Genomic DNA, 12,168 nt, shown 5'->3' with positions numbered 1-12,168 from the left:
ATGACCGCAGTGCCGCTCGACGAGCAGAAGCCGGTCCGCACCGTCGACGTGGCCCGGATCCGGGCCGACTTCCCGATCCTGAACCGCACGGTCCGGGACGGGAAGCCGCTGGTGTACCTGGATTCCGGCGCGACCTCGCAGCGGCCCGTCGAGGTGCTCGACGCCGAGCGCGAGTTCCTGGTGACCCGCAACTCGGCGGTGCACCGCGGCGCCCACCAGCTGGCCGAGGAGGCCACCGACGCCTACGAGGGCGCCCGGGCCGACATCGCCCGCTTCGTGGGTGCCGACGTCGACGAGATCGTGTTCACGAAGAACGCGACCGAGTCGCTGAACCTGGTCACCAACGCGTTCGGCGACGACCGTTTCCCGTACCGGGTCGGTCCCGGTGACGAGATCGTCGTCACCGAGCTCGAACACCACGCCAACCTGGTGCCCTGGCAGGAGCTGGCGCGGCGCACCGGTGCCACCCTGAAGTGGTACGGCGTGACCGACGACGGGCGCATCGATCTCGCGTCGCTGGAGCTGACCCCCGCGGTCAAGGTCGTCGCGTTCACCCACCAGTCCAATGTGACCGGCGCGGTGGCGCCGGTGGCCGAACTGGTCCGCCGCGCACGGGAAGTGGGCGCGCTGGTCGTGCTCGATGCCTGCCAGTCGGTGCCGCACATGCCGGTCGACTTCCACGCGCTCGACGTCGACTTCGCCGCGTTCTCCGGGCACAAGATGCTCGGCCCGTCCGGCGTCGGCGTGCTCTACGGCAAGCGGGCGCTGCTGGCCGACACCCCGCCGTTCATCACCGGCGGTTCCATGATCGAGACCGTGTTCATGGACCACTCCACCTACGCCCCGCCGCCGCAGCGGTTCGAGGCGGGGGTGCCGATGACCTCGCAGGTCGTCGGGCTGGGCGCCGCCGTGCGCTATCTCGAGCGCATCGGCATGGACGCGGTCGCCGCCCACGAGCACACCCTCGTCCAGGCCGCTATCGACGGGCTGAGCGCCATCGACGGCGTGCGCATCGTCGGCCCGGTCGAGAACATCGACCGCGGTGGCGCGGTGGCGTTCGTCGTCGACGGGATCCACGCCCACGACGTGGGCCAGATCCTCGACGACCAGGGTGTCGCGATCCGCGTCGGCCACCACTGCGCCTGGCCGCTGCACCGCCGCTTCGGCGTCGCCGCGACCGCGCGCGCCTCGTTCGCCGTCTACAACACCCTCGACGAGGTCGCCGCGCTGGTGGAGGCCGTGCGGAAGGCCCAGACCTTCTTCGGAGTTGCCTAGACCATGCGTATGGAGCAGATGTACCAGGAAGTGATCCTGGACCACTACAAGCACCCGCACCACCGCGGGCTGCGCGAGCCCTTCGGCGCCGAGGTGCACCACGTCAATCCGACCTGCGGTGACGAGGTCACCCTGCGCGTGCACATCGACGGCGGCGGCGACGTCGCCGACGTGTCCTACGACGGCCAGGGCTGCTCGATCTCCCAGGCCGCCACCTCGATCCTCACCGATCAGGTGATCGGCCTCTCGGTGCCCGAGGCCCTGAAGGTGGTCGACTCCTACAGCGAGATGATCTCCAGCCGGGGCACCGTCGAGGGCGACGAGGACGTGATCGGCGACGGGATCGCCCTGGCCGGTGTCGCCAAGTACCCGGCGCGTGTGAAGTGCGCGCTGCTGGGCTGGATGGCGTTCAAGGACGCCGTCGTGCAGATCGCCGGTGCCGAACAGACCAAGCCCGCGATGGGGAATGGGGAAGCCTGATGAGTGAGAACCCGGTGACCGAGACGCCCGCGCCCGCGGCCGAACCCGCCGTCGAGGTGGAGCTGACCGCCGAGCAGCTCAAGCACCTCGAGGACCTCGAGGAGGCCATGCGCGACGTGGTCGACCCCGAGCTCGGCATCAACGTCGTCGACCTCGGCCTGGTCTACGGCATGCAGGTGGACGCGGACAACGTCGCCACCCTCGACATGACCCTGACCTCGGCGGCCTGCCCGCTGACCGACGTCATCGAGGACCAGTCCCGCAACGCGCTGGTGCGCAGCGGTCTGGTCGAGGACCTGAAGATCAACTGGGTCTGGATGCCCCCGTGGGGCCCGGACAAGATCACCGAGGACGGCCGCGAGCAGCTGCGCGCCCTCGGCTTCACGGTGTAGCTCGCCCGCGCGACGAGAGAATCCCGGATCCCGTAGGGGTCCGGGTTTTTTCGTGCCCCGTCGACGGCGGCGTGCGGCGTGCGGCCTTCGGCGTTCGACGGGGTGTCCCCGGGTGGGAGATGATCGGATCATGAGCGAGATACCCGGCGGGGTCCGGCTGACCAGCGCGCTCCTGTGTGGATTCGCGGCGGTCCTCGCGGCGCCGTTCGCGGCCGCGTTCACCGCGGCGGTGTATCGCTTCCCGATCCCGCTCGACGGGTACGCGCGGGGGATCGACGAGATCTGGGCGGCGGGTTTCGCCAGCCTCTTCTATCTGGTGCTCGGCGGGGGATTCCTGCTGGCCGCCCTGGGAATCGGGCTCGGCTGGGCGTTGTCGGGGCGCTACGGGACGCGGCCCCGGCGTAGCTATCTGCTGTCCGTCGCGGCCGGTGTGCCCCTCGCCCTGGCGGGTGCCTGGGCGCTCGCGCTGCTCGCACACGTCATCGGCCCGTGGTGAGCGTCCGCTGGCGAGAATCGGTCATAGCAAGGGCTTTCCGATGAGACGACGCCGACCCTCCGTTCGGGCCGGTGCTGGGGAAACCGGGCGCGCGCGCCGGTTTCATCCGGATTCCGCTGGACTGACACGGTCGCCGTCCGCCATGATTCCGGCGTTCACGTCTGGAAATGTTCACAAAGGGAAATCTCGATGAAGCTCATGAGCAAGGCCGGTCTCGCGGTGGCGGGCCTCGGCCTCGCCGCCGGTTCGCTGTTCGGCGCGGGCACCGCGAACGCGGCGGGCCTGCACGGCGCCATCGCGCTCAGCGGCGGCGATCTCGTCTACGCCACCGTGGTCGACGCGGCCAGCCGGGAGGAGGCCGAGGGGCGTGCCCTCGAGCTGTGCGGCGTGGCCGACTGCTCGATCATGGTCTCCTGGGCCAACGGCTGCGGCACCCTGGTCGCCAGCGACGACGGCTGGGCCGCCGCCTCCGGCGCCAACGCCGCCGACTCCGAGCGCACCGCCTACCAGCGCCTGTCCCAGATCACCCCGACGGCGCAGCTGGCGAACTTCGGTTCCGCGCAGCTCAGCAACGCCGAGGTGCTGAAGACGGTCTGCACGGCCAACGCCCGCTGATCGGTGACGATCGGGCCCGGCTCCCCAGGGGGCCGGGCCCTTCGCGTGTTCCCGGCCGCCGCGCCGGCTGTGCTAGTTTTCGGCCGGGACGTGTTGCCGGGTGAGGGGGTGTCGATGGGCGATTTCCACGGTGCCGTACGCGCGGCGCTGGACGACGAGGAGATCCGGGCGATCGAACGTCGCACGCTGCCCGGCGGCGACGACCACGCGCTGAGCATCGCCGCCGCCTGGGACGCGCACGTCGGGGAACTGGAACGCGCCCGCGGCGACGTCGACGGCGAATCCCCGTGGACCGCCTACGATTTCGTCGCCGCGCTCACCGTCCGCGACCATCTCCAGGCCGCGCTGCGCCTGCTCCCGGTCGTGCTGCGCGAACGCATGGCCGAACTCACCGGCCCGGTGGACGAGCGCTATCGCGCCTGCACGGTGCCCGACACGGCCCGGGTCGTCCCGGTCGCGGCCGGTTTCGATGTCGACGACCGCGGCTGGTGGTGGTTCCGGCGCCCCGGGGACGGCGAACTGGGCGAGGCGCTCGGCGGATTGCGTGACGAGCGCGAAAAGTGAGCACTCGCCGGAAAACATGCGAATCGGTCTGTTGACCATCTTGTGGAATGCATGAAAACCGCAGCTCACGGCGGCTTTTCGGGGATCGGCACGGGGTTCGGAAACGGGAGTAGAAGGTGAGTGCTCGCTCACCCTAGTCTGTGATCACGAACAACCGGAGTGGGGTCCGACACAGTGGTGTGGCACTGGTGCGGCCCCCTGCGGAGAGGAGGACCGATGACGATCCAGGCCGACGCGAGTACCGGACTGCAACTGTCCGGGCAGCCCATGTCGACCCCGCTTCGTGACGTGCGCGCGCTGTCCAAGCAGCTGGTCGGGCACTTCGTGAGCAGCGTGGCCCCGTGCGGGACCCTACCGGGGGACGCGATCGCGGGCGACATCACCGCGGTCACCAAACTCTGCCTGGAAGTGGCGGTCAGCATGCTCGACGGCCGGGAGATGCCGGTCAAGGTCGAGCGGCTGAGCGCGGCCGCGGCGGGCTGGGCCAGGGAGGGCGTGCCGATCGACACGATCCTGCACTCCATCCACGAGGGCTTCAAGATCGGCATGGCGCTGGTCACCGACCGCGCCGCCACCACCGACCACGACAGCCTCGTCGACGGCGTGCAGATGGTGCTCGAGATCCTCGACCTGATGAACTCCACGGTCGCCAAAGCCTATGTGCGCGAACACAAGGCGGTCGTCGCCGAACATCACACGGCGGTGCACACGCTCACCTCCGCGCTGCTCGGCGGGCACGCCACCTCCACGATGGCCCGGGAGTGCGGTATCGAGATCGCGGGGTCCTACACGGTGCTCGCGCTGTCGTTCCCGCCCCATCCGGACGAGTCCAACCCGCAGGTCGACGGGCAGATCGTGGCGCGGAGGAAGCTGCGCCGCATCCAGGGCGCGCTGGCGGTGCACCGCGGGCCCCGGGTGCTCTCGCTGCTGTCGGTGGACGGCGGCACCGTGCTGCTGCCCGAGGTCGAGGGCGCCGCGCCGGTCGACGTCGAGGCGCTGGTCGCCCGGCTCGGGCACGCCGCCCAGGTGCCCGTCACGGCCACCCTGGTGACCGCGACGACCGCGGAGGTGCCGACCGCGGCCGACCAGGCGCACGAACTGCTGGACATGGTCCATCGGCTCGGCAGCGAGCCCGGTCTCTACCGGTTCACCGACCTGGTGCTGGAGTACCAGCTCACCCGGCCCGGTCCCGGCCGGGAGAGCCTGGGCAAGCTGCTCGATCCGCTCGACGACCACCCGGAGCTGCGCGAGACCCTGCAGGTGCACATCGGCAACAACCTCAACCGGCAGCGCACCGCGCGACTGCTGCACGTGCACACCAACACCGTGGACTACCGGCTCAAGCGCATCGGCTACCTCACCGGCCTGGATCCGACCCAGCCCTCGGGCCTGTGGTACCTGCGCTCGGCGCTCATCGCGCGCTCGTTCCGGCAGACCGAACGCGAGCGCCTGGCGGGCTGAGGCGACGGCACGAGCCCGTGATTACCCGGTGCGCGGCCGTCGCGGGTGTACCGTCTAGGGGCCACTTCGGCGTCGTGCGCGTGCTGTGCCCCCGGGCGAGCGGTGGCCTCGCCGGGGTGGGATCCGTCAGATCGGTGTTCGCTCTTCAGGAGGGTCGCGTGATGGTCGGGACGAGGAAGACGATGAGCGTGCTCGGGGCGGCCCTGGCCGCGGGCGGCCTGGTCCTGGCCGGGCCCGCCGTGGCCGCGCCCGCCGAGGTGACCGCCGCGTCCACGGTGTCGGGCGGCAACGTCGTGGTCACCCTGACCAACGACACCGCGCAGAACATCTCCTGCACGGTCGAGGGGTTCCTCGACCCGAAGAAGCCCGAGATCGGCTGGGACGAGCCGATGGGCGACTTCTATCAGCGCTCGCAGGAGGTCGCCGCCGGCGGCACCGAGACCCTGGAGTTCACCCCGGAGGCGGGCACCTACCGCGTGTACTGGACCTGCCTGTCCGGCACCGGCGACGAGGAGAAGTTCTGGGGCACCTCGGCCCGCCTGCCCGCCGACCAGGCCACCGCCCAGCCGGCGAAGGTCGTCGTCCCCGCCGCGGGGGAGGAGACCGAGGTCTGCTTCTTCGGCTCGGTGTGCATCCCGATGTGATCCGATGCGGGCCGCCAGGAGACCGCGGCCCGAGCGGCGGTCCCGCCGTGGTGGCGGGGCCCGCCGAGCGGCTCAGCGGCGCAGCACCTTGCGGGCCAGCAGGTTGCCCGCGAACTGGATGACCTGGACGCCGATGACGATGAGCACCACCGCGACCAGCGTGACCCGCCAGTCGAAGCGCTGATAGCCGTAGGAGATGGCGAAGTCGCCGAGGCCGCCGCCGCCCACGGTGCCCGCCATGGCCGACATGTCCACGATGCCGATCACCACGAAGGTGTAGCCCAGGATCAGCGGGCCGAGCGCCTCCGGGATCAGCAGGGTCGTGATGATCCGCAGCGGGCTCGCGCCGCACGCCCGCGCGGCCTCGATGACCCCCGGGTCCACCGTCACCAGGTTCTGTTCCACGATGCGCGCGATGGCGAAGGAGGCGGCCACGATCATGACGAACGCCGCCGCCTCGGTGCCGATGGTCGTGCCGACCACCTCGAGGGTCACAGGGCCGAGGGCGGCGAGCAGGATGATGAACGGGATGGGCCGCACGATGTTGACCAGCACGTTGAGCACCAGATTGACCGGCGCGTTGGCCAGCAGCCCGCCCCTGCGGGTGGTGTAGAGGGCGGTGCCGAGGGCCAGCCCGATCACGCCCGCCACGACGAAGGTGACCGCGACCAGGTACAGCGTCGTGCCGATGGCCTCGACGAGCACCGGCCGCAGGTCCGCCCAATCCTGTTTCACGAGACCCGCTTCCGTCGTTCCAGTTCGGCCGCCACCCGCTCGACCGCGGCGTCGGGGCCGCGCAGGGACAGGGTGACGCTGCCGAAGGTCCTGTCCTGCAGGGTCGACACGCCGCCGTAGACGATCTCGAAGTCGACCCCGGCCCGCGCGGCCGTGGTCAGGGCCGCGCCGACGCCGTGCTCGTCGTCCACGTCCACGGTGACGAGGCGGCCGCCGTGCAGCTCGCGCAGGCGCGCCAGCTCGCCGTCGTCGGGGCGGTTGTGCAGCACGGTCGCCACGAACGACTTGGTCGGCGCGGCCACCGGCGCGGCGAACACGTCGAAGGTGGCCGCCAGTTCCACGATCCGGCCCTCGGCGAGCACCGCCACCCGGTCGGCGACCGCGCGGATGACGTCCATCTCGTGGGTGATCACCACGATGGTGACCCCGAGCTCGGTGTTGATCTTGCGCAGCAGGCGCAGCACCTCGCCGGTGGTCTCGGGGTCCAGCGCCGAGGTCGACTCGTCGGCCAGCAGCAGCGACGGCGAGGTCGCCAGCGCGCGGGCGATCCCGACGCGCTGCTTCTGTCCGCCGGAGAGCTGGTCGGGGTAGTGGCGGGCCTTGTCGGTGAGCCCGACGAAGTCGAGCAGCTCGGCCACCCGCGCCTTGCGCTCGGCGCGTTTCCAGCCCGCCACCTTCAGCGGGTATTCGATGTTGCCCGAGACCGTGCGCGAGGTGAACAGGTTGAACTGCTGGAACACCATGCCGATGTCGCGACGGAGCTCGCGGGCGCGGGACTCGGGCACGCCCGTGATGGGCGTGCCCGCGATCTCGATCGTGCCCGACGTCGGCCGCTCGAGGGCGTTGATCAGCCGCACCAGCGTCGACTTTCCCGCCCCGGAATAGCCGATGACGCCGAAGATCTCGCCTGCCTCGATCCGCAGGTCGATGCCGTCGAGCGCGACATGCCGGTCCGCGCCGCTGCCGAAGACCTTGGTGACCGAACGGAACTCGACCGCGGCGGTCACTTGCCGCCGTCGCGGATGCCCTGCTGCACCCGCGCCAGGATCGCCTCGAGCTCCGGGCCCGAGCGGGTCACCGACACCGCGGTGTTCTTGGTGACCTGGGCGTGCGCGGCCTCGACCTCGGGATCGTGGTAGATCTGCACCAGCTTCAGCAGCGTCGGATCGTTCTTGGACTCGGCGCGGGTCACCAGCGCGTTGATGTAGGGCTCGGCCGACGGATTCCTCGGGTCGTCCTTGTAGAGCGCGGACTGCGGGTCGATGCCGGAGCGCTCGAGGAAGGTGTTGTTGATGACGGCGCCGTCCACCGAGGCCAGCGACAGCGCGGTCTGCGCGGCGTCGACGGGGGTCACCTTCACCTTGGAGGCCGCCTTGTCGATGTCGGCGGGGGAGGGCTGCTTCGCGTCACCGTTGAGCTTGACGAGCCCGGCCGCCTGCAGCACGAAGAGCGCGCGGGCCTGGTTGGTCGGGTCGTTCGGCACGGTGACCTCGCCGCCGGCCGGGATGTCGGCCAGCGACTTGTGCTTCCTGGAGTACAGGCCGAGCGGCACGATGTAGGTGGCGCCGATCGGGGTCAGCGTGTCGTTGTTGGCGACATTGTAGGAACCGAGGAACTGCAGGTGCTGGAACAGATTCACGTCGATCTGCTTCTGCGCCAGCGCGAGGTTGGGCGCCTTGTAGTCGGTGAAGTTCGTGACCTTCAGCGTGATGCCCTGCTCTTCGGCCTTGCGCTCGAACACGTCCCAGGACGAGTCCTTGTCGGTCGTGCCGATCTTCACGACGGTGCCAGAAGCGGAGTCGTCGTCGGAACCGCAGGCGGTCAGGGTCAGGGCCGCGGTCGCCGCCAGGACCGGGATCGCCAGTGCCCGTTTGAATTTCACGTCAACTCCCGTGATTGCGCATGGATCTTCGAACCCGTCGATCCAAGCCGTGGGCCGGGGCACGCAACAAGGGTTGCGCTCGAGACGAGCGAAAGGATGGGCAACTTCTGGACAATCGTCTAGTTTGCCGGGAATGCGAGTTCTCCGCCGTGTGCTGACGCTGCCCGTTCTCGTCGTCCTCGCCCTGGGGGTGGTGTCGTGCGGGCAGGACCGGCCCGCCGACGTCGTGCGGATCGGGGTGAACGACATCGCGCTGCCGCACTGGAACGTCTACCAGCGTAAGGCCGCCGAGCAGGGGATCACGGTGGAATTCGTCAATTTCAGTGATTACAAACAGCCGAATCCGGCGCTGGCGCAGAAGCAGGTGGACCTCAACAAGTTCCAGCATCTGCGCTACCTGGCCAACTACAACGTCGCCAACCACGACACCCTGCCCCCGATCGGCGCCACGGAGATCTTCCCGCTCACCCTCTACTCCAAGAAGTTCCGCACGGTCGCCGAGCTGCCGCAGGGCGCCGAGATCACCCTCAGCAACAATCCGGCGCAGCAGGTGCGCCCGCTGCTCGCGCTGGCCGCGGCGGGGCTGATCACCGTCAAGGGCGGGGGGCAGGCCGGCTGGGACACCGGGATCGAGCAGATCGACCCGGCCGCCTCGAAGGTGAAGCTGACCACCATCGAACCCACCCTGACCGCGCAGTCCCTCGACAGCGTCGCCGCGGCCTTCGTCGACGACACCTTCGCCGGGCCCCGCCGGGCTGACGAAGAACGAGGTCATCCTGACCGACGATCCGTCGCGTCCGGAACTGAAGCAGTACATCAACGTCTTCGCCGCCCGCGCCGCGGACAAGGACAACCCGACCTACCTGAAGCTGGCGCGGATCTACCACGATCCGGAGGTCGAGGCCGCCATCCGCGCGGAGAAGGGGTACGAGGGCATCTTCACGACCAACGACGCCGCCGACCTGCGGGCCACGCTGGCGGAACTCGAGGCCGGTTTCCGCAGGTGACCGGTGCTCAGCGCTGCGGGCGGTCGACGGCCAGCCTGCCGCGGCGCACCAGGTCGCGTTTGGTCGCGGCGGGCATCGGCGGCCGGGCCTGTTCGGTGTCGTCCTCGGCGGCATCGGGATTCGCCCGCACGAACAGCGTGACCTGCGCCGCGGGGGTGAACCCGGTGGAGCGCATGAGCGAGGCCGAGGCGCTGTTGGTGTCCTCGACGTCGGTGACGATGTGCCGGGCGCCCCGGGCGAACAGCGCCTCCGAGCACACGTCGACCAGCCGCTTGGCGATGCCGTGGCCCTGCATGTCGGGGGCGACCGCGATCCACTCCAGGTAGGCCCAGTCGTCGCGGTGCTCGAACTCCATCGAGCCGAGCACGAACCCGACCACCCGGTCGGAGTCCAGCGCCACCCAGCAGGCATTGTCGGGACCGTCCAGGTGCTCGACGACCGCGGTCAGCGACCACGACGTGTAGGGCTTGAGGGTGGTGTCGAAGACCTGGTGCCCGAGGTCGAGGACTTGGCGCAGGTGTCCCAGACCCATCGGCACGACGGCGATCACGGGGTCCATGTCGGCCAGTGTGCCAGGCCGGGCGCCCCGCCCACCGTCACGCGCCCTTGCGTGTGGCGGTCCTGGCGGTGGCCTTCTTGGCGGGCGCCTTCTTCGCCGCGGCCTTCTTCGCGGTCTTCTTCGCCGGCGCCTTCTTCGCCGGTTTCTCCCCGGCGTCGCGGCGGCCGCTCGCCTCCAGGCTGCGCTGCAGGGCGGCCACCAGGTCGACCACCTCGGCGTCGGGCGCCTCGGCGGATTCGGCGGTCGCGCCGGTGTCGACCCGGCCCTCGCCGCGGGCGATCGCGTCGTCGAGGAGTTTCTGCAGCTCGATCTGGTATTCGTCGGTGTACTCGGACGGGTCGAAGTCGCCGGACATGGACTCGACCAGGGTCTCGGCCATCTTCAGTTCCTGCGGCCGAGGCGCGCTGACGTCGTCGAGGGAGGTGAAGTCGACGGCGCGCACCTCGTCCGGCCACAGCAGGGTCTGCAACAACAGCACGCCGTCGTGGACGCGCAGCGCGGCGAGGCGGGTCTTCTGCCGCAGGGTGAAATGCACCAGCGCGGTCTTGTCGATGCGTTCCAGCGTGGCGGCCAGGAGCACGTACGCCTTCGGCGTCGCCGAATCCGGTTCCAGGTAATAGCTCTTGTCGAACAGGATGGGGTCGATCTGTTCCGAGGGCACGAATTCCAGGACCGGTATCTCGTGTTTCTCGGCCGCGGGCAGTTTGGCGAAATCGGCGTCGGTCAGCACGACCTGTTCGCCGTCGGGGGCGATATACGCCTTGTCGATGTCGGCGTACTGGACGGATTTCCCGCAGACGGTGCAGACACGGTCGTATTTGATCCGGCCGCCGTCGGCGGCGTGGACCTGGTGGAACCGGATGTCGTGGTCCTCGGTCGCGGTGTACACCTTGACCGGGACGTTGACCAGCCCGAATGCGATCGAGCCCTTCCAGATCGATCTCATGGCTCCATCATGGAGGAAATATCGCGCCGCGGCGAGCGGACGGCACCGAAACGCCACGCGCTCGTGATCGGCGCGTGCTGGTTTTCCGGCCGGAATTCACCGGCCCGCCGAGACGTGTTCCCGCCCGCGTCCGCGAGAATTCCTGCACCGCGCGGAAATTCGCCGCGAAACGACACGCGTGTCATTTTCGGCCGCGTTTCGGGCCGCGTTCTCCGCGCCGTGATCTTCGCCCCGCGCGGCGGGCCGTGCGCCGGGTGTGGCGGCCGGGCTGATCCAATCGGGGGGTGGTTGATCTGATCGTGTGTGGACTGGGGCCGGCCGGGCGGGCGGTGGCCCATCGGGCCCTGGCCCGCGGCCTGTCGGTGATCGCGATCGATCCGAGGCCGGAACGGCCCTGGCAGGCCACCTACGCGGTCTGGCGCGACGAACTGCCCGCGTGGGTGGATCCGTCCGTCGTCGCCACCGTGTCCCGGCCGCGCGCCCGGGCCCTCGGCGAGCACCGGATCGAGCGGGACTACGGCGTCCTGGACACCACCGCGCTGCACACATGCCTGACCCTGGAGGGCGCGCGGGTGCTCGCGGACCGGGTACTCGCCGTCGATCACGCCGCCGGGACCGTGCGCACCGCCGCGGGCGCCGTGCTCGCCGCGGCGCGGGTCGTCGACGCGCGCGGCCTGGGACGCGCACCCGGGCGGGCCGAGCAGACCGCCTACGGCGTGGTCACCGCCCTCGGCGACCTCGCGCGGGCGGGCGGACCGCTGTTCATGGACTGGCACGCCGACAACGGCGCCGCGACCGACGACCCGCCGTCCTTCTTGTACGCGGTGCCGCTGGACGGGGAACGGGCCCTGCTCGAGGAGACCTGCCTGGCGGGCAGGCCCGCCCTCGGGCTCGACGTCCTGCGCGACCGCCTGCACACCCGCCTGCGGGCGCGCGGGATCGCGCTCTCGGGCGCCGAGCCGGTCGAGCGGGTGCGGTTCCCGGTCGAGGGCGGCAGGCCCGGCGGCGACCGGTTCGGCGCGGCGGGCGCCCTGACCCATCCCGCCACCGGCTACAGCGTCGCGGCCGCCCTCGCCGCGGCCGGTGCGGCGGCCGAGGGGGCGCCGCTGTGG

General features: G+C 70.4%; 15 protein-coding genes and 1 pseudogene. 11 read left to right on the top strand and 5 right to left on the bottom strand.

What is annotated here, in order from left to right:
• The 8 genes from ON36_RS15550 (at position 1) to ON36_RS15515 (ending at position 5,927) form a co-directional block, all read left to right on the top strand.
• Positions 1 to 1,275, top strand: coding sequence for a cysteine desulfurase (locus ON36_RS15550; protein WP_043653335.1), 1,275 nt, complete (start codon positions 1 to 3; stop codon positions 1,273 to 1,275).
• A gap of 3 nt (positions 1,276 to 1,278) precedes the next feature.
• Positions 1,279 to 1,755 carry a Fe-S cluster assembly sulfur transfer protein SufU gene (gene sufU, locus ON36_RS15545; protein ID WP_043653332.1) on the top strand — a complete coding sequence of 159 codons (477 nt, stop codon included), beginning with the start codon at positions 1,279 to 1,281 and terminating at the stop codon, positions 1,753 to 1,755.
• A complete protein-coding gene (locus tag ON36_RS15540) occupies positions 1,755 to 2,147 on the top strand; it encodes a metal-sulfur cluster assembly factor (protein ID WP_043653329.1) in 393 nt (130 codons plus the stop codon). The genes sufU and ON36_RS15540 overlap by 1 nt, the downstream gene beginning before the upstream one ends.
• A gap of 130 nt (positions 2,148 to 2,277) precedes the next feature.
• Positions 2,278 to 2,643, top strand: a complete 366-nt coding sequence (locus ON36_RS15535) for a hypothetical protein (protein ID WP_043653326.1) — start codon at positions 2,278 to 2,280, stop codon at positions 2,641 to 2,643.
• A 189-nt stretch (positions 2,644 to 2,832) separates the two neighbouring features.
• Complete coding sequence (locus ON36_RS15530; RefSeq protein ID WP_043653324.1) at positions 2,833 to 3,258, top strand: DUF4189 domain-containing protein; 426 nt, start codon at positions 2,833 to 2,835, stop codon at positions 3,256 to 3,258.
• A gap of 114 nt (positions 3,259 to 3,372) precedes the next feature.
• Positions 3,373 to 3,822, top strand: a complete 450-nt coding sequence (locus tag ON36_RS15525; RefSeq protein WP_043653321.1) for a hypothetical protein — start codon at positions 3,373 to 3,375, stop codon at positions 3,820 to 3,822.
• A gap of 216 nt (positions 3,823 to 4,038) precedes the next feature.
• Positions 4,039 to 5,283 carry a PucR family transcriptional regulator gene (locus tag ON36_RS15520; protein WP_043653319.1) on the top strand — a complete coding sequence of 415 codons (1,245 nt, stop codon included), beginning with the start codon at positions 4,039 to 4,041 and terminating at the stop codon, positions 5,281 to 5,283.
• A gap of 182 nt (positions 5,284 to 5,465) precedes the next feature.
• Positions 5,466 to 5,927, top strand: coding sequence for a hypothetical protein (locus tag ON36_RS15515; RefSeq protein WP_157224884.1), 462 nt, complete (start codon positions 5,466 to 5,468; stop codon positions 5,925 to 5,927).
• A gap of 72 nt (positions 5,928 to 5,999) precedes the next feature.
• On the opposite strand, the gene ON36_RS15510 is transcribed toward ON36_RS15515, so the two are convergent.
• The 3 genes from ON36_RS15510 to ON36_RS15500 are packed head-to-tail and all read right to left on the bottom strand — an operon-like array spanning position 6,000 to position 8,544.
• Complete coding sequence (locus tag ON36_RS15510) at positions 6,000 to 6,662, bottom strand: methionine ABC transporter permease (RefSeq protein ID WP_043653313.1); 663 nt, start codon at positions 6,660 to 6,662, stop codon at positions 6,000 to 6,002.
• Positions 6,659 to 7,669, bottom strand: coding sequence for a methionine ABC transporter ATP-binding protein (locus tag ON36_RS15505; RefSeq protein WP_043653310.1), 1,011 nt, complete (start codon positions 7,667 to 7,669; stop codon positions 6,659 to 6,661). Before ON36_RS15505 ends, ON36_RS15510 begins: the two co-directional genes overlap by 4 nt.
• Entirely contained in the window at positions 7,666 to 8,544 is an 879-nt protein-coding gene (locus tag ON36_RS15500) for a MetQ/NlpA family ABC transporter substrate-binding protein (protein ID WP_043653307.1), read from the bottom strand. Before ON36_RS15500 ends, ON36_RS15505 begins: the two co-directional genes overlap by 4 nt.
• Before the next feature lie 133 nt (positions 8,545 to 8,677).
• On the opposite strand from ON36_RS15500, the pseudogene ON36_RS36625 reads away from it, so the two are divergent.
• Together ON36_RS36625 and ON36_RS36620 are read left to right on the top strand one after the other, a co-directional pair.
• Positions 8,678 to 9,229 (top strand): annotated as a pseudogene (locus tag ON36_RS36625) (MetQ/NlpA family ABC transporter substrate-binding protein); the annotation flags it as partial.
• 70 nt (positions 9,230 to 9,299) lie between these two features.
• A complete protein-coding gene (locus tag ON36_RS36620; protein WP_306306912.1) occupies positions 9,300 to 9,551 on the top strand; it encodes a MetQ/NlpA family ABC transporter substrate-binding protein in 252 nt (83 codons plus the stop codon).
• A 7-nt stretch (positions 9,552 to 9,558) separates the two neighbouring features.
• On the opposite strand, the gene ON36_RS15490 is transcribed toward ON36_RS36620, so the two are convergent.
• Together ON36_RS15490 and ku are read right to left on the bottom strand one after the other, a co-directional pair.
• Entirely contained in the window at positions 9,559 to 10,110 is a 552-nt protein-coding gene (locus ON36_RS15490; RefSeq protein WP_043653301.1) for a GNAT family N-acetyltransferase, read from the bottom strand.
• Positions 10,111 to 10,147: 37 nt separating this feature from the next.
• The gene (ku, locus tag ON36_RS15485; protein ID WP_043653297.1) at positions 10,148 to 11,056 is read right to left on the bottom strand and encodes a non-homologous end joining protein Ku; all 909 of its coding nucleotides are present in this window, start codon (positions 11,054 to 11,056) and stop codon (positions 10,148 to 10,150) included.
• Positions 11,057 to 11,340: 284 nt separating this feature from the next.
• Between ku and ON36_RS15480 the strand changes: the two genes are divergently transcribed.
• On the top strand, positions 11,341 to 12,168 hold an 828-nt coding region (locus ON36_RS15480; RefSeq protein ID WP_043653427.1), incomplete at its 3' end, for a lycopene cyclase family protein.

The organism is Nocardia thailandica NBRC 100428 (assembly GCF_000308795.1).
Taxonomy (GTDB): Bacteria; Actinomycetota; Actinomycetes; order Mycobacteriales; family Mycobacteriaceae; genus Nocardia; species Nocardia thailandica.
Note: the sequence above shows the minus strand (reverse complement) of the source record. Positions and strands in the feature narration are given on the sequence as shown.

What these genes read in the sequence shown, in the direction of transcription:
- ON36_RS15525 (WP_043653321.1), top strand. Translation starts at nt 3,373, where the DNA reads ATGGGCGATTTCCACGGTGCCGTACGCGCGGCGCTGGACGACGAGGAG.
- ON36_RS15520 (WP_043653319.1), top strand. Translation starts at nt 4,039, where the DNA reads ATGACGATCCAGGCCGACGCGAGTACCGGACTGCAACTGTCCGGGCAG.
- ON36_RS15515 (WP_157224884.1), top strand. Translation starts at nt 5,466, where the DNA reads ATGAGCGTGCTCGGGGCGGCCCTGGCCGCGGGCGGCCTGGTCCTGGCC.
- ON36_RS15540 (WP_043653329.1), top strand. Translation starts at nt 1,755, where the DNA reads ATGAGTGAGAACCCGGTGACCGAGACGCCCGCGCCCGCGGCCGAACCC.
- ON36_RS15535 (WP_043653326.1), top strand. Translation starts at nt 2,278, where the DNA reads ATGAGCGAGATACCCGGCGGGGTCCGGCTGACCAGCGCGCTCCTGTGT.
- sufU (WP_043653332.1), top strand. Translation starts at nt 1,279, where the DNA reads ATGCGTATGGAGCAGATGTACCAGGAAGTGATCCTGGACCACTACAAG.
- ON36_RS15490 (WP_043653301.1), bottom strand. Translation starts at nt 10,110, where the DNA reads ATGGACCCCGTGATCGCCGTCGTGCCGATGGGTCTGGGACACCTGCGC.
- ON36_RS15530 (WP_043653324.1), top strand. Translation starts at nt 2,833, where the DNA reads ATGAAGCTCATGAGCAAGGCCGGTCTCGCGGTGGCGGGCCTCGGCCTC.
- ON36_RS15550 (WP_043653335.1), top strand. Translation starts at nt 1, where the DNA reads ATGACCGCAGTGCCGCTCGACGAGCAGAAGCCGGTCCGCACCGTCGAC.
- ku (WP_043653297.1), bottom strand. Translation starts at nt 11,056, where the DNA reads ATGAGATCGATCTGGAAGGGCTCGATCGCATTCGGGCTGGTCAACGTC.